The sequence below is a fragment of the Roseinatronobacter alkalisoli genome (assembly GCF_028745735.1).
GTDB lineage: Bacteria > Pseudomonadota > Alphaproteobacteria > Rhodobacterales > Rhodobacteraceae > Roseinatronobacter > Roseinatronobacter alkalisoli.
Window position 1 is genome coordinate 2299 of sequence record NZ_JAQZSM010000037.1, and the last position, 21090, is coordinate 23388.

21 protein-coding genes and 1 pseudogene are annotated in these 21090 nt (G+C 58.6%); 16 read left to right on the top strand and 6 right to left on the bottom strand.

The features are described 5' to 3' along the window. On the bottom strand, positions 1 to 627 hold a 627-nt coding region (locus PUT78_RS20810; RefSeq protein WP_274354177.1), incomplete at its 3' end, for a relaxase/mobilization nuclease domain-containing protein. Further along, positions 617 to 1258: a plasmid mobilization relaxosome protein MobC gene (gene mobC, locus PUT78_RS20815; RefSeq protein WP_274354178.1), complete on the bottom strand. Its 642-nt coding sequence runs from the start codon at positions 1256 to 1258 to the stop codon at positions 617 to 619. The genes mobC and PUT78_RS20810, both read right to left, overlap by 11 nt. A 345-nt stretch (positions 1259 to 1603) precedes the next feature. Here mobC and PUT78_RS20820 point away from each other — a divergent pair, with 345 nt between their 5' ends. The 6 genes and pseudogenes from PUT78_RS20820 to PUT78_RS23900 all read left to right on the top strand — a co-directional run. Further along, a complete protein-coding gene (locus PUT78_RS20820) occupies positions 1604 to 2383 on the top strand; it encodes an AAA family ATPase (RefSeq protein WP_274354179.1) in 780 nt (259 codons plus the stop codon). Continuing rightward, the gene (locus tag PUT78_RS20825) at positions 2376 to 2975 is read left to right on the top strand and encodes a hypothetical protein (RefSeq protein ID WP_274354180.1); all 600 of its coding nucleotides are present in this window, start codon (positions 2376 to 2378) and stop codon (positions 2973 to 2975) included. The genes PUT78_RS20820 and PUT78_RS20825 overlap by 8 nt, the downstream gene beginning before the upstream one ends. A gap of 128 nt (positions 2976 to 3103) precedes the next feature. Continuing rightward, on the top strand, positions 3104 to 3499 hold the full coding sequence (locus tag PUT78_RS20830; RefSeq protein ID WP_274354181.1) for a hypothetical protein: 396 nt from the start codon (positions 3104 to 3106) through the stop codon (positions 3497 to 3499). A gap of 553 nt (positions 3500 to 4052) precedes the next feature. After that, positions 4053 to 4388, top strand: coding sequence for a hypothetical protein (locus PUT78_RS20835; RefSeq protein ID WP_274354182.1), 336 nt, complete (start codon positions 4053 to 4055; stop codon positions 4386 to 4388). Further along, complete coding sequence (locus PUT78_RS20840; RefSeq protein WP_274354183.1) at positions 4385 to 5113, top strand: zeta toxin family protein; 729 nt, start codon at positions 4385 to 4387, stop codon at positions 5111 to 5113. The genes PUT78_RS20835 and PUT78_RS20840 overlap by 4 nt, the downstream gene beginning before the upstream one ends. A 221-nt stretch (positions 5114 to 5334) precedes the next feature. Then, positions 5335 to 5448: pseudogene (locus PUT78_RS23900) on the top strand (IS6 family transposase); the annotation flags it as partial. An 81-nt stretch (positions 5449 to 5529) separates the two neighbouring features. Here PUT78_RS23900 and PUT78_RS20845 read toward each other — a convergent pair. Further along, positions 5530 to 6534: a LacI family DNA-binding transcriptional regulator gene (locus PUT78_RS20845; RefSeq protein WP_274354184.1), complete on the bottom strand. Its 1005-nt coding sequence runs from the start codon at positions 6532 to 6534 to the stop codon at positions 5530 to 5532. A gap of 244 nt (positions 6535 to 6778) precedes the next feature. Here PUT78_RS20845 and PUT78_RS20850 point away from each other — a divergent pair, with 244 nt between their 5' ends. Genes PUT78_RS20850 through PUT78_RS20870 form a run of 5 tightly spaced genes read left to right on the top strand, consistent with a single transcriptional unit; the run spans position 6779 to position 13049 of the window. Further along, complete coding sequence (locus PUT78_RS20850; protein ID WP_274354185.1) at positions 6779 to 8065, top strand: ABC transporter substrate-binding protein; 1287 nt, start codon at positions 6779 to 6781, stop codon at positions 8063 to 8065. A gap of 59 nt (positions 8066 to 8124) precedes the next feature. Then, a complete protein-coding gene (locus PUT78_RS20855) occupies positions 8125 to 9006 on the top strand; it encodes a carbohydrate ABC transporter permease (protein WP_274354186.1) in 882 nt (293 codons plus the stop codon). 10 nt (positions 9007 to 9016) lie between these two features. Beyond that, a complete protein-coding gene (locus PUT78_RS20860) occupies positions 9017 to 9856 on the top strand; it encodes a carbohydrate ABC transporter permease (RefSeq protein WP_274354187.1) in 840 nt (279 codons plus the stop codon). A gap of 22 nt (positions 9857 to 9878) precedes the next feature. Further along, positions 9879 to 10973 carry an ABC transporter ATP-binding protein gene (locus PUT78_RS20865; protein ID WP_274354188.1) on the top strand — a complete coding sequence of 365 codons (1095 nt, stop codon included), beginning with the start codon at positions 9879 to 9881 and terminating at the stop codon, positions 10971 to 10973. Between the two features lie 60 nt (positions 10974 to 11033). After that, on the top strand, positions 11034 to 13049 hold the full coding sequence (locus tag PUT78_RS20870; RefSeq protein ID WP_274354189.1) for a heparinase II/III domain-containing protein: 2016 nt from the start codon (positions 11034 to 11036) through the stop codon (positions 13047 to 13049). Positions 13050 to 13180: 131 nt separating this feature from the next. Here PUT78_RS20870 and PUT78_RS20875 read toward each other — a convergent pair whose 3' ends face one another. From PUT78_RS20875 to PUT78_RS20885, 3 genes are all read right to left on the bottom strand, one after another. Beyond that, positions 13181 to 14611: an FAD-binding oxidoreductase gene (locus PUT78_RS20875; protein WP_274354190.1), complete on the bottom strand. Its 1431-nt coding sequence runs from the start codon at positions 14609 to 14611 to the stop codon at positions 13181 to 13183. Positions 14612 to 14723: 112 nt separating this feature from the next. Next, positions 14724 to 15674 (bottom strand): Bug family tripartite tricarboxylate transporter substrate binding protein, encoded by a 951-nt coding sequence (locus PUT78_RS20880; protein ID WP_274354191.1) that lies wholly within the window; start codon positions 15672 to 15674, stop codon positions 14724 to 14726. Between the two features lie 121 nt (positions 15675 to 15795). Beyond that, complete coding sequence (locus PUT78_RS20885) at positions 15796 to 16134, bottom strand: hypothetical protein (RefSeq protein WP_274354192.1); 339 nt, start codon at positions 16132 to 16134, stop codon at positions 15796 to 15798. Positions 16135 to 16221: 87 nt separating this feature from the next. Here PUT78_RS20885 and PUT78_RS20890 point away from each other — a divergent pair, with 87 nt between their 5' ends. The 5 genes from PUT78_RS20890 to PUT78_RS20910 form a co-directional block, all read left to right on the top strand. Continuing rightward, entirely contained in the window at positions 16222 to 17220 is a 999-nt protein-coding gene (locus PUT78_RS20890; protein WP_274354193.1) for an IclR family transcriptional regulator domain-containing protein, read from the top strand. A gap of 38 nt (positions 17221 to 17258) precedes the next feature. Then, a complete protein-coding gene (locus PUT78_RS20895) occupies positions 17259 to 17753 on the top strand; it encodes a tripartite tricarboxylate transporter TctB family protein (protein WP_274354194.1) in 495 nt (164 codons plus the stop codon). Next, entirely contained in the window at positions 17746 to 19230 is a 1485-nt protein-coding gene (locus PUT78_RS20900) for a tripartite tricarboxylate transporter permease (RefSeq protein ID WP_274354195.1), read from the top strand. Before PUT78_RS20895 ends, PUT78_RS20900 begins: the two co-directional genes overlap by 8 nt. Positions 19231 to 19269: 39 nt before the next feature. Further along, positions 19270 to 20487, top strand: coding sequence for a pyridoxal phosphate-dependent aminotransferase (locus PUT78_RS20905; RefSeq protein WP_274354196.1), 1218 nt, complete (start codon positions 19270 to 19272; stop codon positions 20485 to 20487). Between the two features lie 210 nt (positions 20488 to 20697). Then, positions 20698 to 21090, top strand: a 393-nt coding sequence (locus PUT78_RS20910; RefSeq protein WP_476453971.1) for a transposase family protein, incomplete at its 3' end; no start/stop codon positions are given.

The following is a 21090-nucleotide window of genomic DNA, read 5'->3' on the forward strand; positions in this document are numbered from 1 at the left end:
GCCCAGCTCGACCAGCGTGTCCTTATAGGCCTCATAGCTGTGATCCGTGCCTGCGCGCAGTGTAAAGAGCGGGCCATCCTCGCCCCGCCGGTTGACCACGATATGCGCATGCGGATGTGCGCGGTCGCTATGCGTGGCGGCGATATAGTCGAACTGGCCGTCGAACATGCGCTCGCAAAAGCGCTCAGTGATCACTTCCACATCGCGGGCATCCGTGCCTTGCGGGAAGGACACGATCAGATGCGCAGTCTGGCCCGACGAGGTCATGCCCTCCCAGCTGTCGCTCCAACGCGTCGCAGCTTCGCGCGCCTCATCCGCAGTGAGCGGCCCGCGCTGCTCGAAGGCGCCCTGCGAGTCAAAGACCCGGTCGGCCTTGCTCATCAGATAGTCGAGCTGGTTGCCGAGCTGGCGGCTGTCATGGCACCCGCCCCCACGCACCAGCTTGACCACGACCGCCCGATTGCCCGATGCCGCGCGCGCCATATGCTGATAGCTGCGCGTGGCGCCAGACCGACGCCCAAAAGATTTGGGTGCAGGCTCATCGCCCTGCCCGCCCGGGCCCCGCGTCCAGCCCTCGTCGAACAGCGTGCCCATGGCCGCGCTCACGGCATCCGGCTTACCCGCCATGCGCTGCCTCCGGGGTCGTATCCTGGACAAGGGCTTCGCCCACAATCGCGCGGAAGGCCGCATCACGCCTGCGCGCTTTCTTGCCCCAAAGCACGGCCAGATGCTCTCGCGTGCTGCTGATGGCATCGCGCAAGTCGCGCATCACCTCTGCATCGCGCTTGCTCAGTTTCCGATCTTTGGGTTGCAAACGCGGGTCATTCAGCCGTCTTGCAATCTGATTGAGGTTTGACCCGATCGCCGACAATTCGCGGCGCATAGCACCCACAGCCTCTGCCAGCTCCGCATCCGCGGCCAGAAATCCGCTCGGGTGGCGGACAAACGCGCGGAGCGCGGTCGATTTCTGATCAACCCCAAGGCGCGAAATCACCCCCTCGAAGACCCGAATATCCGCAATGGGGACACGGGCGGCCACCATCGCAGTTTCGGATTTGGCCTGCGCCCGGGCCAGCTTATGGTCGCGCGTGATGTTTCGAATGGTCTGCTCCGACACCCCATAGCGGCCTGCAAGCGCCTTTGTACCAGTGCCGTTCTGCTTCTCGGCGATGATGACCGCGCGCTGTTTCGCGCTCAGTCTTGCTTTCGCCTTGGTTGTGGTCGTGTTCGTTTTTTGGTGTGTGTTATCAGTATTCATTTCCTGCCACTCTCTCACACCAATCGTCCCTGCTTCTAGTCTCGGGCAGGGCTTTGCGTCAACCGCGATTCAGCGGGTGCGCTCATTTTTTCGGTTATTTTACAATATGTTATGTGTGGGTGTGTGCGTGGCAGCGTGCGGGCACACTTGCGTGGAAACTTGCGTGCGCGTGCGCATGCGGGGGTGTGTGCTGCCGTGGGAGTGTGCGTGTGTGCAACTGTGCAGGCGTGCGATCAAGTGTGCTTGCAAATCAACTTTAGCGTGTGTTACCTGCGCCGCTCAAGCTTTTGCCGCGCCCGGATATCCCGCGCTGCATATCATGTTTCGCCAGAGAGAGATTTCAGCGTGAGCGCAAAAACACCGATCCTGATCGCCGCCATGAACCGCAAGGGCGGGATCGGCAAAACAACATTGGTGCGCGCTCTCAGCTCTGCCATCGTACATGCGGGAAAGAGCGTGCTGCTGATCGACACCGATCCCAACCGCGCGCTCATCTCATGGCAGACGCGCGCGCAGGAAGCGGGCTTTGGCTCGCCTCTCATGTCCTGCAAGGAAACGCTGGATATGGATGCTCTCAACAGCATGCTTGATGAGGCGTTTGAGGAAGCTGCGGTGGATTTCATCATCATCGACACCCAAGGTGGTGGGGGTGTCTGGGCGGATACCATTGCCGCACAGGTTCAGATCATCGTGGCCCCTGTGATCCTCGCGCGCACGGATGTGGAGGACAGCCTCAAATCCTTTGCCTGGTATCAGCGCCTTGCGGATCGTGTCGATCAGCCAGAGCTTCTGCCGAAATACTGCTCGGTCATCACCAAGTTTGATTCCAGGACACGCAGCGGGGAATCGAAGCTGCGCCAAACCGAAGCGCAGCACCTGCTGACGGTGGCGCAGAAGCTCAAGCCCCTCTCCTATGCGCTGCGGCTGCGTCCGGCCTATCAGGACATGGATGAGACCGGGCTCTTGGGCGAGATCGCGCGCCGGATGCGCGAAGACGCCAATGTGCTCAAACGTGGGCAGGCGATCCGGTTCGAGGAAGCGCTGCAAGAGGCCACCTATGTGCTGAACGAATTGCTGGCCGAGGGCAGTGGCGTGTCCTTCAACCCTGAGGCCGCGCATGCCTGATCGCAGTCGCCCCATGCTCACCGTCCGCGGGGTCGATCCCGAGATGGGCAAGGCCATCAAGCCCCTGAGCGCGCCAGAGGCTGTTGCTGCGGCCCAAAAAAAGAAGACCCGGGAAGAGAGTGGGGTGGCTACACCTGTAGCCGCCGATATCCTTGAGAGGCCTGCGCCGCGCAAGACCACGGCGCTGCGGCAGGCGCGTGAGACAGGTCCCGTGGCAGCCGGTCTTGCCCCTAGCGATGACGCCGTCACCATCTGGCTCGCTCTGTATCCCCTGCAGCGCCATGCTGAGCGCCTCCACGCCTTGCGCGCGCAGGGTGTGGAGATCGCGATCCTGTTCCGCTTGGCCTGGCAGCAGTTCAACGACACCCTTGCCTTCGTGCCGCGCTATCAAAAGCCCGAGCCCTGCATCTGGTGGCGTGCGCATGTGCATCGCAAACGCATCAAGCTGCCCGCATCGCTGCTCTCCGACATTTCCCGCGATGCGCGGGATTTCGGGGCGCTGAAACCATCGGAACTGGTCGCAGGCCAGATCCAGCGCCAGTGGATCGACGCTTTGGACAAGGTCATCGCCAGGGTCGAGGGCGAGGTTTGAGGCTGCTGGCCAGCGCGTGGGAGGCTTTCGCGCGCGCTGTTGCCACGCCTCGGCGCTGAGCAATCGGCCGAGTTTCATCCGGGATCTGGACGCTCCTTGTGAAAACAGCTTTGAGAAGGAACGCAGACGTGAGCGATGTACCACGCTCGAAGTATTCAACAGCCCGGTTTTACTTTGACGTTTTGACAGTGCTTTGCATCCTGCAGATCGTGGTCGCTGTGGTGATCTTCATCGCAGCATTCTTGTCCGGCCAGGACAGCAGATGGGCCATCGCTCCGTTCGTACACTTGCCAAGGTCAACCGTGATGTGGTTGGCCTTGTTCGCCGCATTTCTGGGTCTCGGGGAAATTGCCGCGATACAAGTGTCTCAGGCGGTGCTCGACATGGCCGATAATTCGCGCATGACGCTGGAGCGCGCGATCAAACATCAGCACGTCACGATCAATGGTGTCACACCGCAGATCGCAAAGCTGCGTTCGGAGCCGAAACTCAAGCGAGACGCGCCGCCCGACACCGCCAGTTGAAGACAATGCGCGGGGCGCGCGCAGCACAAACCAAGAAGTTCGAGGTTCACGTCTTCCCTTGCAAGAGGGAGGCGGCCCCGCAGGGCTGAGACCTGGCCGTGCATGCGAACATGCCCCCCGTGGGCCGAGGGGATAGCTCAGGATGAGACAGTCTTCGCCATGCCTTGGGGCAGGGAGCAGGTGCGGTCGGGGCTCAGGGCAAAGCCGCAGCAGCCCGGCTCCGCTTGCGGGGCTTGCCCATGCTCAATCCACCAAAACCGGACAGCCGGCCAGTTTGAGATGCTGCAGGTGCAGTCGGCTGGTTCGCCTTCATTGCGGACGGTCAGGCGGGGTGCAGAATGTGTAGCGTGATCCTCGGACATCGCTGCAAGCGGACCTTCGCCGCAGGATGCGGCGAGGTTTCGGCCACCAGACAAGAAATCGTCCGCTGCGCCTTGGAGGAAAGGCAGCGAAACGCGGAAAACTGGGCTTACCAAGTTAGTGCGCCCAAAAATGCTGCATCTTCTGATCATACATCTGGATCGACCAACGCACATGCGTTATATTACCAAGCATGACAGATAGAACCGAACATAAACAAAGTGCAGACAAAGTTACTGTGAAGGTCCGCGGTCGTGGCCTGCGCTCGTATCGCGTAAAGTTTGGAAGCGTTACTGTGTCGGGTGCGAAGCCTTCGAGCGCGGACGTTGACGCCAACATCGAGCGCAGCACCGAAGCATTGCAGCGCATCGGCAAAAAATTCAGTAAACCTGGCGTCCGGCTGTCCGTCAAGAAGGGTGTGCCGCGCTACTCTTCGGACGAAAACGATCCAGCAGTATTTGTGCGCGTTCTTGATGGCGTGACCCGGCGCGGGCGCATGGTCGATGGCAAGTTCGTAGCGCTGCCTTGAACAAGCTTGGGCCGGCCGTCGATAGAGTTATAGAAGCTCAGAAGGCAACGAAGAAACCCTTGGCAATTATCTTGGCCGGTCACAACGGCTCGGGCAAATCGACGATGTGGCGCAAAGTTCTATCAGACCAGTTGCAGATGCCGCTCATCAACGCCGATAGAATGATGTTGTCAGTTCTGCCAGAAGCCAATTCCGAAGGCAAACTTGCTGACTGGGCGCGTGAGCTGAGGGATACAAATGAGGGCTGGATGCGCGTGGCACAACGCGGCGTTCAGGCGTTTGTCGCGCATGCCATGCAGGCCAAGGTGCCCTTTGCGATGGAAACTGTATTCTCGCACTGGGTGGAGCACGATGACGGAAGGATTGAATCCAAGATCGATCAGATCCGCGAAATGCAAGCGGCGGGATATTTCGTTCTGCTCCTCTTTGTAGGCCTTGCAAATTCATCTCTATCAATTCTTCGGGTTCAAACTCGGGTAGCGGAAAACGGGCATGATGTTGAAGTGGCTCGGTTGACGGACAGGTTCCCGCGAACGCAAAAAGCGATCAAATCCGCTATGCATGTCGCCGATGCGACAATCTTGCTAGACAACAGCCGATCATCAGAGCAAGCATTTACCGTCTGCGTAGTGCGCCAAGGGCCGAACCACCTTTTTGACATAAGGAGCGGCAGCAATAGCGTGCCCAAAGTCATGACTGAATGGCTCAACATCGTTTGCCCTTAATATCCAGTTTAAAGCTCCAGCCACCGAAGGCTCCCCGGTGCGCACTTGGGCTGACTGCCGGGAAGGAGGTTGCTCCAGACCATCTTCGAAAATGACGCGAGCCAGTTTGCGAGCAGGGCCGACCATGTAAACGACTCATTGCGGACGGTCACACAGGATGCGGCATGTGTATGGTGATCGACAGGCAGAGCGGCGCCGGGTCAATCCGAGACGAAAATCAACACCTGAGCGGTATAGAAACGATCCGAACAGTCAAGCGCGGCCACATCTATCACAAGCAACCAGGCGTCAGAGGTGAAATCGCGTTCATCTCCGAACTGTTCCAAGGTGCATGAACCATGCCCACCGCCTCGGCATCCAAGTAACCGAAGATGAATAACGCAACAGTCCCATCCCGAGTCAAAACCGGTCCGAGCCTATGTTCGTGCCACGGTTCGGGCAGTGGACTCGCGCACCAGAAGCAGTGGCTCCAGTGTCTTGCTTTTCGGCGGTGCGGAATTTTCGATCAGCGCGAGGATGTTCTCGATGGCAACCTCGCCGGTAGCTTCGGCGCATGTGTCCACGGTCGTGAGCGGAGGGGACACGTACCGACTGATCGCAATGTTGTCGTAGCCGGCAAATGCAACATCCTCGGGTACTCGGAATCCGAAACGGTGAGCCTGCGACATGATCCCGATGGTGACAAGGTCATTGCAACCGACGATCAGATCGAACCGGTTCCCGCCAAGGAGAACTTTGGAAGCAATCTGCTCCCCGGCTTCGCTGGTCGGCTCGTCGATGTGGAAAACGTTTAACTTGACGCCGGTTTCGGCAAAAGCCGCAGCGAGCGCGTCGCGCCGTTGCGCGTTCCAGTCGGCGCGATCGTAACCGACATATGCCACCTGCGCGAAGCCTTGTCGGACCAGAAAGTTCGCGAGGAGCGAGCCGACATCGCGATTGTTAAGCCCGATGCAGACGCTGCCGGGAAGGTCAGCCTCACCGACAAAGACAACGGGCTTGTCGATTTCGGCCAACCACTCGATCACATCTCGGGGCAGTCGGGGGCTTACAACAAGGCCATCGGTCCGCTGGGCCAGGGGGGCCAGCAGTTGGCGGGAAAAATCGACCCGCTCCTCAAGATCAACCATCAGGAGGTGGTACCCTTTGGCCAGTGCCATACGGTTCGCGCCTTTCACGAAGGAGGCGTGATGCGGATTGCCAATATCCATGATGGCCAGACCGATGGCTGTTGTCTTGCCGGTCACCATGCTTCGAGCTGCGGGGTTCTGGATGTAGCCGAGCCGGACCACGGCCTCCCGAACCTTCATCTCCACTGGCTTTGAGAAGGACTGCTGGCCGTTGACGATCTTTGAGACCGTTGCGATCGACACGCCGGCCTCGGCCGCAACGTCACGGATGGTTACTCTTCCCCGACTTGACATGACGTGATCGCTTGCTTCCCATTGTTTGCCGCGAATTCGCGGCACTCTCTACGAAAAGGTTATCACAAATTTGCTCATGAGCAACCACATTACCCTTGTCAATGGCAGTTAAACGTTTTCTTTATTTTACCATTCTTGTGTGGTATCACTGATTCGTGACGTGGGGCGACGGAGGCGCAAGTCGGGGATTGGAGTGTATGCGAAGCCCTTTCCGGCACTGAATGAACGACATGGAGGAGGTGTCATGACAAAATTCAAGTTGGGACTAGCTGCCGCTGCGGCGGGATCGCTTCTGGCCACGACGGCCATGGCAGAGGATCTCTCGGTATGGATGCGCTATGGTGAGAACGAGCGGAACGTTCTCGACGCCGTCATTGCCGAGTTTACCGCACAGACGGGCATCGGTGTGGATCTGTTCCTTGCGAACACGGATTTTGAAACCCGGCTGGCGCGTGCCGCCGCCGGTGGCAATCTGCCCGACGTTGTGGTGAACGATGCAACAATCGTAGGCCAGCTTCTGGAAATGGGAATCCTGAGCGAGATCGATCGGGATAGCTTCAAAGGCGCCGACGCTATCTACGACGTTGCTTGGGAAAGCACCCTTGGACCAGACGGCAGGCACTACGGTGTTCCCATTTCGGCTCAGGCCTTTGCCGTTTTTGTCCGCAAGGACTGGCGCGAAGCGCTTGGCTATGACAAGCCCGAGACTTGGGAAGACCTGTTCGAACTTGCCCGGGCGTTCACCGAAGACGACCCGAACGGGAATGGCAAAGCCGACACCTATGGCTACGTCATGCCTGTCTCTGCGACGCGCGGCTATACCTCCTGGTTTCTTTCCGATCTGATCTGGCAGGCCGGAGGCGCATTCGTCGAGGAAAGCAACGGAACCTTCCGTTCCACGCTCGGCACCCAGGAGGTCGCGACGGCGATCGAATTCGGCCGGTCGTTCATCTGCGCCGGATATGCACAGCCTGCCGCCATCACGGCAACCACGGGTGACGCGACGCCGGTCTTCTCATCTGGTCAGGCGGGAATCTATCGGTCCGGTCCCTACCATAACGCGCCCTTCTCCAAGGAACCGGGGTCGGACCTGATTGAAGTCATCCTTCCGCCGGCGGGCCCTGCGGGTCGCGGTTCGCTCGCCGAGGGCGAGGCGGCGTTCATTACCGTGACCTCAAAAGTGCCGGAGACAGCCCAGACGTTCATCGAGTTCCTGGTCTCCGAAAGCGGGCAGCGGCTGGGCATGGCAGAGGGCATGGACTCCAGCCCGATCGTGCGCCTCTCTGTGAACAAAAACGTAGATACGCTTGCGGTGCGCGGCGACGAGGGCTGGGCAACATTTGCACAGCAGTTCGCCGAAGCCGGGCAGTATTTCCCGCGTGTGCCAAACTGGAAGCCCATTCGCCAGGTGACTGCGGATGGCTTCAACCGCATTCTCGCGGATTGTTCCTCTGACATCGGTGCGGCGCTTGCCGCGATTGACGAAGCGGTCAACGCCGAACTCGACCGTCAGGACGTCCTGATCAAATAGTCGGTACTTCGGGGCCGTCGCGCAACGCGGCGGTCCCACTATAGAGAAAGGGTACCGTCGTGCTATTCAAGCTGCGTGTGTCGCCGTGGGTCGTTCCCTGGCTTTTCCTCGCCCCGGCTCTCATCGTCTTCACCTGGTTCAAGTTCATTCCCATCGCAAATGGCGTGTTGATGAGCTTTCACAAGGTGAAGTTCGTCGGACCAGACGAATGGGTGGGGCTGAACAATTTCCAACGTGCATTCGGCGACGGCGCGCTACATGCCGCGATCGGCCACACGTTCCTGTACGTCATCATTTCGACCGTCATCGGCGGGATCCTTGCCTTCAGCGTGGCGCTTGCGCTGCAGGATCAGGCCCGGCACGTCAGGATCATCCGCACCGCGATCTTCATCCCCGCAGTGACCTCGGTGGCGATCCTGGCAGAGATCTGGCGGATTATCTTCTACCCCGCCGCCACGGGCGTCGCGAACAGCTTCATTGCGATCTTTGGCGTGCCGGCACAGGGTTGGATGGCCGATCCCGACCAGGCGCTCTTCGTCGTGATCCTGCTGGAGATCTGGAAGACTGTCCCCTACAATATGGTGATCTTTCTCGCCGGACTCGCAGGTATCAATCGCGAGTTGTACGACGCCGCCGCTGTGGACGGTGCGAGTGTCTGGCGGAAGCTCTGGCATGTCACTCTTCCGGGTCTGATTCCTGCCTTCTCTGTAGTGATCATGTTGTCTTTCATTCGCGGATTCCGCGTCTTCACCGAAGTCTACACCACGACGGGCGGCGGTCCTGCTGGCCGGACCGAAGTGATCATGACCGAAATTTTCAAAACCGGCTTCGAACGCCTCGACTACGGCTATGCCTCTGCGGTGTCCTTCCTGCTCTTCGCCTTCACCGTTCTGCTGACGGTGGTGCATATCTCGATTAAAAACCGGATCGACCGGTTCTGAGGTGGTATCCATGACACAGACCTTTTCTCAGAAAATTGCGCGTGCGGTGCTTTACGCATTCCTTCTGATCGTCTTCTGCGGACCGTTCTGGGGCATCCTTGCCACGGCATTCAACAGCGCCACTGTTCAGCCCGGCCAGCTTCTTGCCTGGCCCGAAGACTTCACGTTCCGCCACTTTGCCTATGCCTGGAACGAAGCAAAGGCCTATATATATCTCTTCAATTCGATCGTCGTCGTCGTTATTGGCACTGTGCTTCAGACTCTGGTCAGCGCGCTGGCTGCCTATGCACTGGCGCGCAAGAGGTTTCGCGGCATGGCTGTCGTCAGCCTCGCGATACTTTCGACCATAATGCTGCCGGAAGAGGTTATCTCCATCCCGCTCTATCTGATCTTGCAGGCCAAGATCCCGCTATTGGGGGTCTCGCTGTACAACACCTACTTCGCCATGATCCTTCCAGTCGTGGGCTGGGCCTTCTCGGTCTTCCTGCTTACGGAATTCATGAAGGCAGTGCCCAAGGATCTGGAAGATGCCGCCCGGGTCGACGGCGCCAGCGAGTTGCAGATATTCTGGCATGTCATTTTGCCACTGGTGAAACCAGCCCTTGGAACGGCCGCGATCTTCGGCTTCCTGATGATCTGGGATCAGTATCTGCTTCCGCTGATCGCGGTCGACAAAAAAGAACTCTACACGATCCCTGTTGTTCTGCGGTCGATGCGCGTCGACGAGATCATGCAGGTCAACATCTTCATCGCGGTGACGGTCATCGCCACTGTGCCAAGCATTCTTGTCTATCTGGCGCTGCAACGACAGTTCAACAGCGGGCTTACCGCTGGTGCAGTAAAGGGCTGAAATTTTCTTAACGGAGGGCGCAATGGGCGCGGTACTAGTCAACAACATCGGCAAATCCTTCGGCAAGGTGGACGTGATCAAGGACGTGTCGATCACCGTCGAGCCGGGCGAATTCTGTGTCCTTATCGGCCCCAGTGGGTCCGGCAAGTCAACGATCCTGCGTCTTATTGCAGGCCTGGAAGAGGCAACGACAGGCGCGATCCACATCGGCGGACGCGATGTCACCCGACTTCCGCCAAAGCAACGCGATATCGCGATGGTGTTTCAGACATACGCGCTCTATCCGCAGATGACGGTAGCGGAAAACATGGGTTTCGCACTGCGGCTTTCGGGCATGCGCAAGACCGAGATCGCCGAGAAGGTAAAGGCGGCCGCCAAGCTTCTGGAACTCGACCAGTTGCTGGACCGTCTCCCGAAGGAGCTATCTGGCGGGCAGCGTCAACGTGTCTCGATGGGCCGCGCCATTGTGAGGAATCCGACAGTTTTCCTCTTCGATGAACCGCTGTCGAACCTCGACGCCAAACTGCGCGCGCAGGTACGTGGCGAGATCGCAGATCTGCACAAGCGGCTGAAAACGACTTCAATCTATGTCACGCACGATCAGATCGAAGCCATGACGCTGGGCCAGAAGATCGTCGTCCTCAGGAATGGCAGGGTCGAGCAAATCGGTCGGCCAATGGATCTCTACAACGAACCGGCGAACGTCTTTGTCGCGGGATTCATCGGAACGCCCTCGATAAATCTCCTGCATGGCAGAGTGCGGGTCAATGGTACGACGAAGGCGGTCGAACTTTCCGACGGCAGCCACATTCCGATCAAGGCCGGATTCGACGTGACCGCGAACCAGAAGGTTGTATTGGGGCTTCGTCCCGAACATCTGACGATTGCTGCACGCCCGGATGCGGAAGGCATTTCTGTAAAGGTCACGGCGATAGAGAACACCGGTTCGGACATGGTGGTCAATTGCGAAAAGCCCGGCCTCCGGCTTGTTGCCGCATTCAAGGAGCAACGGAGCATAGAGGTCGGACAAGCCGTTACCATCGTGCCGGATCACGGAAAGGCCTGCCTGTTCGACTGCACGACCGAAAGGCACGTGCCCTTCACCACGGACGCCTGATCGTCCGCATGCCGCTATCATTCGAGAACGAAAGATCGACCTCCCTTGTTTTTTGAAAAGATGACGACCGAGCAGCTTTCCGGCGGGCTGGAGCGAACTGGCCCGTGGGCTCCATTTCCAAAGATCGACGACCGCGCTGCGTGGCAGGCGGTGCGCAAGGTTCCTCGACTTGCGCTATCAGTGGATGCGATCCTGAATTATGCCGAGCAGGTGATGACGGCCGAAATCGACCAGCTATCCGGCACGATGTATATGGAGTTCATGCGGAGCGGTAATCGGCTACAATACGAGCAAAACTACTTCAGACGTCGGGCCGAACTGTCCCATCTGGTCATGGCCGAATGCCTGACCGCCGAGAGCAGATATCTCGACCGCATCATTGACTACATCTGGGCTATCCTCGGTGAGATCTACTGGTGCATTCCTGCGCATAATTTCGCAGGCCAACACGACATGGTCATGCACAAAAGACCAAACCCGTGGCACCCGGACGACCCACTACCGATTCCGGATGACGAGTATCTTGACCTGTTCAACTGTGAAACCGCTGCAATTTTGGCGGAGGCCTGCTACCTGCTCGGCCCGGTGCTGCAAGAACAGACCCCTTCACTCTACCACCTTGTGCATCGGGAGATCGAACGCCACACTTTCGCGCGGCTCGAAAGCCAAGTTCTGTTTGGGTGGTATCACGGAAAGAACAACTGGACACCGTGGTGCGCCCACAACCTGCTCCTTGCTGCCACCTATGTCATTGACGATCATGACCGGCTCGTCACCCTCGCGAGCAAGCTCATGGTACCGATGCAGCGTTTCTTCGACAATCTCGAGGACAGCGGCAGCTGCATCGAGGGTCCTTCCTACTGGGTGGTGAGCGCGGGTCGCTTGGCCGGGTTCATTGAGCTTGTCGAATCGCGCTTCGGCGTTCGGTTGGGGTTCGAACACAGCGACAAGTTTCGAGCTTTTGGTAGCCACATCGCATGTCTGCATATCGGCGAGAATCAGTTTGTCAATTTTGCGGATGGGGCGTTTAAGGTCGATCTCGATCACGGGCTTCTGGCGCACTATGCGCAGATGATCGGCAACGAGACGCTCGCAGGCTTAGTCTCAGAGGACATTGATCGCGTTGCTCTGCGCAAGCTCGACCGGCCAGTGGCCGAACGCCACCACAACGAATACAACCGACAGACGCTGGTTCATCTGACGCGGCTAATGTTCTGGACCCCCAACCTTCCCAACCGAGCGGGTATCAAGCATGAATGCAGTGTATGGCTGAGTGACATGGAGGTTCTTATCGCCCGCGAGAACGAACATCCTGGCAAGGGGTTGATGTTGAGCGTGATTGCCGGGACGAACGATCCGAAGATCAATCACCATTCGCACAATGATGTAGGGCATTTTAGCGTCTGCCTGAATGGCTGGCCAATGATCATAGACCTCGGTCAGGGAGCCTACTCGAAGGCAACATTTGGCGAGGCCCGCTACGATATGTGGCACATCAGTTCCGAAGGCCACAACGTCCCGCGGGTCAACGGCATTCTGCAGCGGCCCGGAGCGGGCGCCGAGGCGCGTGAGGTGACCTTTCGCCGGGAAGGCACCGTAAGTACGCTCATCTTGGACGCTGCACCAAGCTACTTCGCCGAGGCAAAAGGACGCCAAATCTTGCGGCAAATCGCGTTTGATCATGGGTCCGGGCGGATCGAGATCGAGGATCACATTGAACTGCCCGAAGGACTGAGCTCTTTCGAGTTGCCCCTGCACATCGTCGACTGCGAAGTAAGTAGCAGCCCTTCGGGCGCGCTGATTCTGTCGTCTGAGGCCGGCCAGATGGAGATTGGCTTCAGCAACCTCGATGTTGCCTGTGTGGAGACGATCAACCTCACCGACCCTCGCCATAGCGAAGTCTGGGGGCCACGCGTTAAGCGCATTCTCCTGAGGGCCGGGAATCCTGTCGCGGACCACTTCACCCAGACAATCTCCATCCGTGCCTTGCCGCCGAGGAAAACAAGTGCACGGGAAGGGCCCCGATGCCGTATCAAGTTGGGGTCTGATGCCGGAGGGGGCAGAATAGTACGCTAGGTGTTCAGTCCCGGCATCTGGTGGATCGGATTTAGGATGAATCTGTCTGGCTCGGATGTCCAGATCTTGCAGATGTATTCGTAGCTTACACCGAACGACATGCATGCCGCAGCAGCAGGCAAAGAACCTAGTCAGCGTGAGCCAAGGATAATGCCAGGTGACAGCAAATTATGTGGATCCAGGGCATTCTTCAGGCCGCGCATCAGGTTCATTTCCGCTTCAGGCAGGCTTGCCTCAAGGTCGCCAACATGTTTTCGTCCGATGCCGTGTTCTGCGCTGAAGGACCCGTCGTGCTTTACTAACACAGCATTTACGGCATCGCGGACGCTTTTGATCATCGGCATCTCTGTCGCTTGATTTGTCTCAGGCGGCAACATCCAGTTCCAGTGGACATTCCCATCCCCCAAGTGCCCCATGAAAACGGCGCGCCCTTGAGGCGCTGCGCCACTGGCAGCGCTCTCGGCATCCTCAAGGAAAGACGACAGCCGGCTAAGCCGAACACTGACGTCGAACATGATGGCGCAGCCACCAAGCTTGTTGGCTTCGGGGCACGCGTGGCGCAAATGCCAGAGATCATCAACTTCGCGGCCGTTCTGAGCGATCACCGCATCAGCCACGAGCCCGGATTCGATCATGCTCACTAGAGATCGCTCGCTCTCTTCAGTGAAATCCCGTTCGGAGTTGCTGTCCGACAGCTCGAAGAGCAGGCTGTAGGCAGGCAAATCGGCCATGGGCCACTTCGTCCCCGAAACATGGGCAATCGCCAGTTCGATTTGCGACCGGTTCATCAGTTCGCAGGCTGAAAGAGCCGTGTCGAACCGCTCGTTCAGCTGCATGAAGCAAGTGGAAGCGGAATCGATGTTGGGAATGGCGAGAAGCGCCGTCACACGCTTATGCGTCTGCGGGTACAGTTTCAGCGCAACCTCGGTAATGATCCCCAAAGTGCCTTCGGACCCGATGAAAAGCTGCTTCCAGTCGAGCCCTCTGTTGTCCTTTTGCAGTGCGGCCATGCGGCGGACGACAGACCCGTCAGGCAGCACCACCTCGAGTCCAAGCACCATCTGACGCATGGATCCGTATCGCAGGGCCGCCACGCCACCGGCGTTGGTTGCAACCAGACCGCCAATCTGTGCGGTGCCTTCGGCGCCCAAACTCAGGGGGAATTTTCGTCCCTCCTTGGCGACGGCATCGTGAAGTGTGGACAAAACCACACCGCACTGCACCGCGAGCGTGTTGCTGACAGTGTCGATCTCGATGATCTTGTTCATTCGCTCGGTGGAGAGCAAGATACCCGTCGCGGTTGCCCCCGGAACGGACCCCTGGCAAAGGCTGGTGTTGCCACCCTGTACGTGGATGGTGTAGCCAAGTTCGTTGCAAACCCGCACAAGGGCCGCGACTTCATCGGTCGTTGCCGGACGCGCGACCAGCAACGCATCGCCGCGCTGCGTGCCGCGCCAATCGACCAGATAGCGTTCCATCTCGGGGCCGAGAGTCGCGCCCTTGGGACCGAGCAAGGCCTGAACCCGCGCAACAATGTCTGTTTTTTCTACTGCGAAAGTCATTGGCGTTCCTGCTTCAGCAAATCTGGCTTCTGGAACGAAGCTTACCCCTTTGCCCGGGGACCAGATCAAAAAACGTGGCTCGCCAACAAATTGGCGAGCCCAATGATGCGTTTTAACGGTTGAGTACGGTCGCGATGAGCTCTTTGCTGGTGTCGCTTTCCGCCGCCATCTGGTCCGCGAGATCCGAGCCATTCCGGAACGCGACGTCGGTGCTGAGATTGCCCATCGTTTCGATGAATCGGGGCGTCTCGGTCACGGTCTTACAGGCTTGCTCCAGCGTATCTCGCGCCTCGGAGGGTATGTCCTTGGGCGCAAATACACCGCCCCACCATGCGGCGGTCGTCTCGAAACCTTGCTCCACCGTGGTCGGAAGATCGGGCAGGCTCTCAAGACGCTCATCCGCGAATAGCGCGACGGCATTTAGATCGTTTTTGGCCACGACGGGTATCACGGCCATGAAAAAGTCGATATGGCCACCCATCAGGGCCTTGATGCCAGAAGGATCATCGCCCATTGGCACATGCTTGACCTCGATATCGGCCTCTTGCAGGAATGCTTCCATTGCGAGGTTGGGCTGTGAGCCAGGGCCAGGAGAGCCATATGACAATTCGCCCGGATGCTCTTTGGCATAGGTCACAATGTCGGTGAGCGTGGCGAACAGCGAATTTTCGGAAATGGCTAGGGCCATCGGGCTCGACCAGACCTGGCAGATGCCGACGACATCCTCATAGGTATAGGGTGTCTCGTTCATATGCGGCTGGTTCACCAGCGGGGGCGCGGGAATGAAGCCGACCGTATAGCCATCTGGACGGCTGCGCGTAAGGCGCGCCGTTCCGATCGTCCCGGCCGCGCCGCCGATGTTCTGGACCGGCATGCTGACATCCATAACATCCTCCATTTCGCGGGCAAATGCACGGGCAAGAATATCCGTGCTGCCGCCCGCGCCGAAGGGCACAATGACGTTGACGGGACGCGTGGGGTATTCCTGCGCGGCCGCAAGGCCCGGCAAGGCGGCGCTCAAGACCGCAGCGAATTTAAGTGTGGTGAAAAATTTAAAAGACATCGTGTCTCCTCCCTGGTTTTTCGAATTGAAGATACGCTCCCCCGGCTCCTCCTCCGGAAAATCATGGTTTTTATGGGGCCGCATGGGACCGAAACCGCAACGCGCACAGGATGCGAGGTAACTACACGGCGGCAACCTCGGGGGCGAGGATGCCAGTCGCAACGACAGTTTCGAAATACTCGACCTTGAGATCGAAAGACTTCAGCAGCTTCTGGGTGCTGGGCTTTACGACCGCATCGTCAAAGGCGGTGCCTTCGAAATGAGCCGACGATCCGAAATCGCTCCAGAAACTGGCAACTACCAGCTCATTGTCCTCGCCCTCGACCTTCTTGGCCAAAGTGGCACCCAGATGGCCCGGAAGTTCGGCCATCTCTACAAACGTAGTGCGCCGCAAGTGATCGGCATACTGATCCAAGACTTCGTTCGAACCTGCAATGGCTCTCCACCAACGGATGATCATTATCTTCTCCCTAAAAATTGGGCAGGAAACTCCCGACCTCATCAACCTTATGTTGCGTATATCGGAATTTTCCGTTATCCGCAACATATGACGAACAACAATATCCTTCAGACCGCGCTCAAGGCGCTTTCCGTGCTTCGGCTGGTGTCGGAAGCCGGTGCGCCGATCTCCATGAGTGAAGTCGCCGAGCAGGCCGATCTGTCGCGTACCGCAGCATTCCGTATGCTCAAAACCCTCGAAGTTGCAGGTTTCGTACAGGTGGTTCAGGGCGGAAAACGCTACGAGGCGACGGTGAACCATGCTGGCGCCGCTTCGTTCAACGATGCTCTGTCGCTGCTTCGACGCATCTCGGTCGCCAATCCCGTATCGGGTCTGGACGAAGCCCAACTTCATGAGAACACAAAGTTGTCGCGCCCGCAGATTCGGGCTGTTCTAGACGACTTGCACCGACACCGGCTTGTCGACGCATGCGGGGCGGGGCAGTGGCGTATTTCTCCCGGCATTCTAGGATATGCCCAGCAGTTGCTCCGGGCCTCCCCGACACTAGCAGCCCTGCGCCCGATCATGCAGACGCTCTCGGATGAAACTGGCGAGACGATCACCTTCTTCCGAGAATCCGAAGGGTTTCAGTTCGTGACTGAGGTCGTGCCCTGCAAGCAGCCTCTCAGCTACTCGTTGCCCATTGGCAGCAACCATTCCGTTCTTCGCGGCGCAGCGGGTCGGGCCTGGCTTTGCGGGCATGATGACGTGGAGGTGCCGCAGATCGTTCACCGGCTGATGGCACTCGGAACGCATGAACCGGCCGTTGGTCCTGAGGCGCTGATTCGCGATGCCATCCGGTTTCGGAAGCTTGGATACGCTTATTGCCACAACGAACGGATCGAGAATGCGGCCGCCACTGCAGTTCCGATCACCGGACCCACAGGAAGAATCGCTGGGGTGCTTAGCGTTATGGCTCCTGTTTTCCGCCTGACGGAAGAACAGGGTCAACTACTTGGCCCCAGAATGGTGGCGCTGACACGGGATCTTTTCGGATCGAATACCTGCATTTCCGGGGAGAATTCGGAGAAACAATTGCCTGAGTGAAGCGCAGCCGCTCGTACCTAAATGAGGAGGAAAGTCATATGTTGAAACGCTGGTCCGACCTAACAGGCGGGATTGCTTTTTTAGGATTGGGCGGCCTGTTCTGGGCACAAACCATTGAACAGTCGGTCAGTGCCGGGACCGTTGCAAACAACCCCGTCTGGTTCCCCAGACTTCTGCTGATCATCATTGCCATCGGGTCGCTTGGACTGATTGCCAAGGCAGTGTTGGCCAAGACCTCTTGTGATGGGCGCGCGGCCCTCCCCGCGAAACCCGGTCAGCTAGCGCTCGGGGTGCTTCTGGTCGGCCTCTACCTGCTTCACTTCACACCTGTAGGTTTCCTGCCGACCTCTGCAGCAATGATCATCATTTTCTGCCTGATGACGGGATACCGGTCCGTCGTTACAGTAATTGTTTTCACGCTGATCTTTGTGCCGGGTATTTGGTATCTTTTTGTCGACGGCTTCAGCATCCGCCCACCCGGAATCGGGATGGATAACATTCTCTCCTACATCGGCGGATTCGCCAATGAATAGTGTCTTTCATGCTCTCGGCAGCTTGGCTGACCCATTCATCCTGTTCATCGTGGTGGCGGGAACGGCCGCCGGGATCATCGTCGGCGCTTTGCCGGGTCTCGGCTCAGTTTTGGCAATCACCTTGGCGCTTCCGTTGACCTTCGTGCTGCCACCCGAAGCGAGCATCATCCTTTTGCTGGCCCTATACTGCGGGTCGATCTACGGCGGATCGCTTTCGGCAATCTTGATCAATACGCCGGGCACACCGCAATCCGCAGCAACGCTTCTGGACGGGTTCCCTATGATGAAGAAGGGCCGCGGCGCCGAAGCAATGGGCTGGGCTACTGTCGGCTCGGCCATCGGCGGGCTTCTCTCCACAGTCCTCTTGATCCTCGCCGCGCCGGTCCTTGCCAAGTTCGGCCTGCGCTTCGGCCCGATCGAGTATTTCGCCCTAGGCGTCTTTGCGCTGACCTGCGTCGTGGCCATCTCCACGGAAGCGCCGCTTAAGGGCTTGCTCGCGTGCGTTCTGGGCCTGCTGCTTGCAACGATTGGCCAAGATCCGCTTACGGGTGGAATGCGGCTCACATTCTCGTCCTTCGAACTGTCCGCAGGGATCGGCCTAGTGCCGCTGCTGGTTGGTCTTTTCGCGTTGTCCGAGGTTTTCTGGCGGCTGTCTTCCGGCCTTGGGCCGCCACCGGCAAAGGTGGGCGCGGGCTTCAAGCTGCCTGGTCTGCGGGACCTGATATCGCGGTGGCGCATCCTTCTGCGCTCGGCCTTGATCGGAACCGGTGTCGGAACCCTTCCCGGCGTCGGAGCAACCGCCGCTTCATTGATCAGCTATGCCGAGGCGCGGCGCGTTTCCCCCAACCGGGAGCAGTTCGGCCAGGGCGAGCCGGATGGCATTCTGGCGTCCGAGACAGCCAATAACGCAGTCACCTCGGGGGCGCTTGTCCCGACGCTGGCGCTCGGCATTCCGGGCGACCCGATCACCGCGGTGATGCTGGGCGCGCTGACCCTGCAAGGCGTCACGCCAGGACCGCAGCTCTTTACTGATAATCCGGATCTGACGACCTTCATCTTCCTCGGCCTTTTCGTGGTCAACATTGCCATGCTGTTGCTGGGTATGGCGATTTGTCCGCTGGTATCGCGCCTCATCCGCATTCCTGAACCGCTGCTGCTGTCAGGAGTGGTGATATTGATTGCGATCGGCACCTACTCGGTCAGCTACAATCCTTTCGACATGCTGGTGCTGCTGATCGCCGGAATCGGCGGATACGCGCTACGCGTTCTACACTTCCCGCTGGCTCCGATCGTGATCGGGTTCGTGTTGGGCGGAATGATCGAACAAAGCCTGCGTCAGGGGCTGATACTGACGGACGGAAGTTTCTTGGCGTTTCTTGCCAGCCCGATCGCCGCAGTCCTTTTCTTTCTGACCATCGCCTTCTGCACCGTCCCCCCTTTATTGGCGCGGAGCAAGGCCCGGTACCGTGATGGCTGATTCGCTACCAGATTTGACCAAAATTGAAAGATTCACCTTATGAAAGACGTTTTTCAATCGGACCTGCTGGCGCAAATCAAGCCAGCCGCTGCGCTGGCAATCGCCGCCAAGGCCTCTCAGAAGCGCGCTGAGGGAGTTCCGGTCATCAACTTGGCCCTGGGTGAACCGGATTTTGCTACACCCAACCACGTGATCGAGGCCGCGATCCAGGCCATGCGGAACGGCGAGACCCGCTACACGGTGCCGGACGGAACCGCTGCGCTGAAAGATGCGGTTGTCCACAAGTTCAAGCGTGACAATAATCTTTCATTCAGCAAAGAAAACATCTCATGTGCGAACGGGGCAAAACAATCAATCTACAACGTTCTGCTGGCCACGTTGAACCTTGGCGACGAAGTCATCTTCAGTGCGCCGCACTGGGTCTCTTACTCGGACGCCTCGACCCTGGCGGGAGGCATCCCCAAGGCGCTCACCAGCAGCGCACAGAACGGCTTCAAGCTAACGCCGGACCTCCTCGAAGCGGCGATCACACCGCAAAGCCGCTGGGTTATCCTGAACTCGCCGGGCAACCCCTCCGGCTCGGTCTACACCAGTGACGAATACGCGGCGTTAGGCGATGTCCTGCGGCGCTATCCGCGAGTCCTTATCATGTCCGACGAGATCTATGAGCATATCAATTATCTCGATGACCCTTTCGTTTCCTTTGGCCAGGCTTGCCCGGACTTGCTAGACCGAACGGTCATCGTGAACGGCGTCGCAAAGGCCTACGCCATGACTGGCTGGCGGATCGGATACATCGCCGCGCCGGCGCCCCTTGCCGCGGTGGTGGGAAAGATTCAGTCGCAGACAACGGCCAACCCCTGCTCGATTAGCCAGGCGGCGGCTATCGCGGCCTTGATCGGCCCGCAGGATTTCATCCAAACCTCACTGGCCGCCTATCGCAAGAGGCGCAAGCTTATGGGCGACGGGTTAGAGCGCGCTTTCGGCAGGCCGCAAACACCACCTGACGGAGCTTTCTACTTCTTCCCGTCAATCACCGAGCTTTTGGGCAAACAGGGTCGCGACGGACGGACATTCACCTCTGATATGGATATCGCGGACTACCTGCTTGATCAGGCGCATGTGGCCTGCGTTCCAGGTTCGGCTTTCGGCCTTCCCGGTCACATCCGGTTTTCCTTCGCGACATCGCCAGAGGACGTCCAGTCAGCGTTGTCCAAAGTCGAAAGCAGTCTCTCAACCCGAGGAACAAATCGATGATGGTGCGGTGAAGTTGACGATCAGTGTGGTTGCAAACTTGTTCTTCTTCGCTGATCGTCGCACCGGTGAACCAGTCACCACTGGTATCGACCAGCAAAGCATGCGCGTTTCGCAAATACCAAGTTACATGCCATCTGCGATAGCCAGGGACGCCTGTTTGATCCCATGGTTTGATGGTGCGATCCTTTCGCAGGAATGGAAGGAAGCATTATGGGACAAGTTCGTCACGGGAGCGCCACGACCACGCACGCCGTCAGAGCTGCAATACAGCGATCGCAAGCTTCGCTCGCGCAGCTGAGCAAGGAGCTTGGGATCAACCCTAAAACTGTAGCGAAGTGGCGCAAACGCCAGACCGTTGAAGACGTCAAGACCGGGCCGAGGGAGCCGCGCTCAACTGTCTTGACCGAAGCCGAGGAGGCGACCATCGTCGCATTCAGACGGCATACATTGTTGCCGCTGGACGACTGTCTCTATGCGCTGCAACCGACGATCCCACATCTGACGCGTTCAGCTTTGCATCGGTGCCTTCAGCGTCACGGCATCTCTCGGCTGCCTGATGTGGAAGGTGACAAGCCAAAGCGTCAGAAGTTCAAGCGCTACCCC

Excerpts from the sequence above, each read along its gene's own strand:
- mobC (WP_274354178.1), bottom strand. The coding sequence starts at position 1,258 with ATGAATACTGATAACACACACCAAAAAACGAACACGACCACAACCAAG.
- PUT78_RS20825 (WP_274354180.1), top strand. The coding sequence starts at position 2,376 with ATGCCTGATCGCAGTCGCCCCATGCTCACCGTCCGCGGGGTCGATCCC.
- PUT78_RS20835 (WP_274354182.1), top strand. The coding sequence starts at position 4,053 with ATGACAGATAGAACCGAACATAAACAAAGTGCAGACAAAGTTACTGTG.
- PUT78_RS20845 (WP_274354184.1), bottom strand. The coding sequence starts at position 6,534 with ATGTCAAGTCGGGGAAGAGTAACCATCCGTGACGTTGCGGCCGAGGCC.
- PUT78_RS20850 (WP_274354185.1), top strand. The coding sequence starts at position 6,779 with ATGACAAAATTCAAGTTGGGACTAGCTGCCGCTGCGGCGGGATCGCTT.
- PUT78_RS20860 (WP_274354187.1), top strand. The coding sequence starts at position 9,017 with ATGACACAGACCTTTTCTCAGAAAATTGCGCGTGCGGTGCTTTACGCA.
- PUT78_RS20865 (WP_274354188.1), top strand. The coding sequence starts at position 9,879 with ATGGGCGCGGTACTAGTCAACAACATCGGCAAATCCTTCGGCAAGGTG.
- PUT78_RS20870 (WP_274354189.1), top strand. The coding sequence starts at position 11,034 with ATGACGACCGAGCAGCTTTCCGGCGGGCTGGAGCGAACTGGCCCGTGG.
- PUT78_RS20875 (WP_274354190.1), bottom strand. The coding sequence starts at position 14,611 with ATGACTTTCGCAGTAGAAAAAACAGACATTGTTGCGCGGGTTCAGGCC.
- PUT78_RS20880 (WP_274354191.1), bottom strand. The coding sequence starts at position 15,674 with ATGTCTTTTAAATTTTTCACCACACTTAAATTCGCTGCGGTCTTGAGC.
- PUT78_RS20885 (WP_274354192.1), bottom strand. The coding sequence starts at position 16,134 with ATGATCATCCGTTGGTGGAGAGCCATTGCAGGTTCGAACGAAGTCTTG.
- PUT78_RS20890 (WP_274354193.1), top strand. The coding sequence starts at position 16,222 with ATGACGAACAACAATATCCTTCAGACCGCGCTCAAGGCGCTTTCCGTG.
- PUT78_RS20895 (WP_274354194.1), top strand. The coding sequence starts at position 17,259 with ATGTTGAAACGCTGGTCCGACCTAACAGGCGGGATTGCTTTTTTAGGA.
- PUT78_RS20900 (WP_274354195.1), top strand. The coding sequence starts at position 17,746 with ATGAATAGTGTCTTTCATGCTCTCGGCAGCTTGGCTGACCCATTCATC.
- PUT78_RS20905 (WP_274354196.1), top strand. The coding sequence starts at position 19,270 with ATGAAAGACGTTTTTCAATCGGACCTGCTGGCGCAAATCAAGCCAGCC.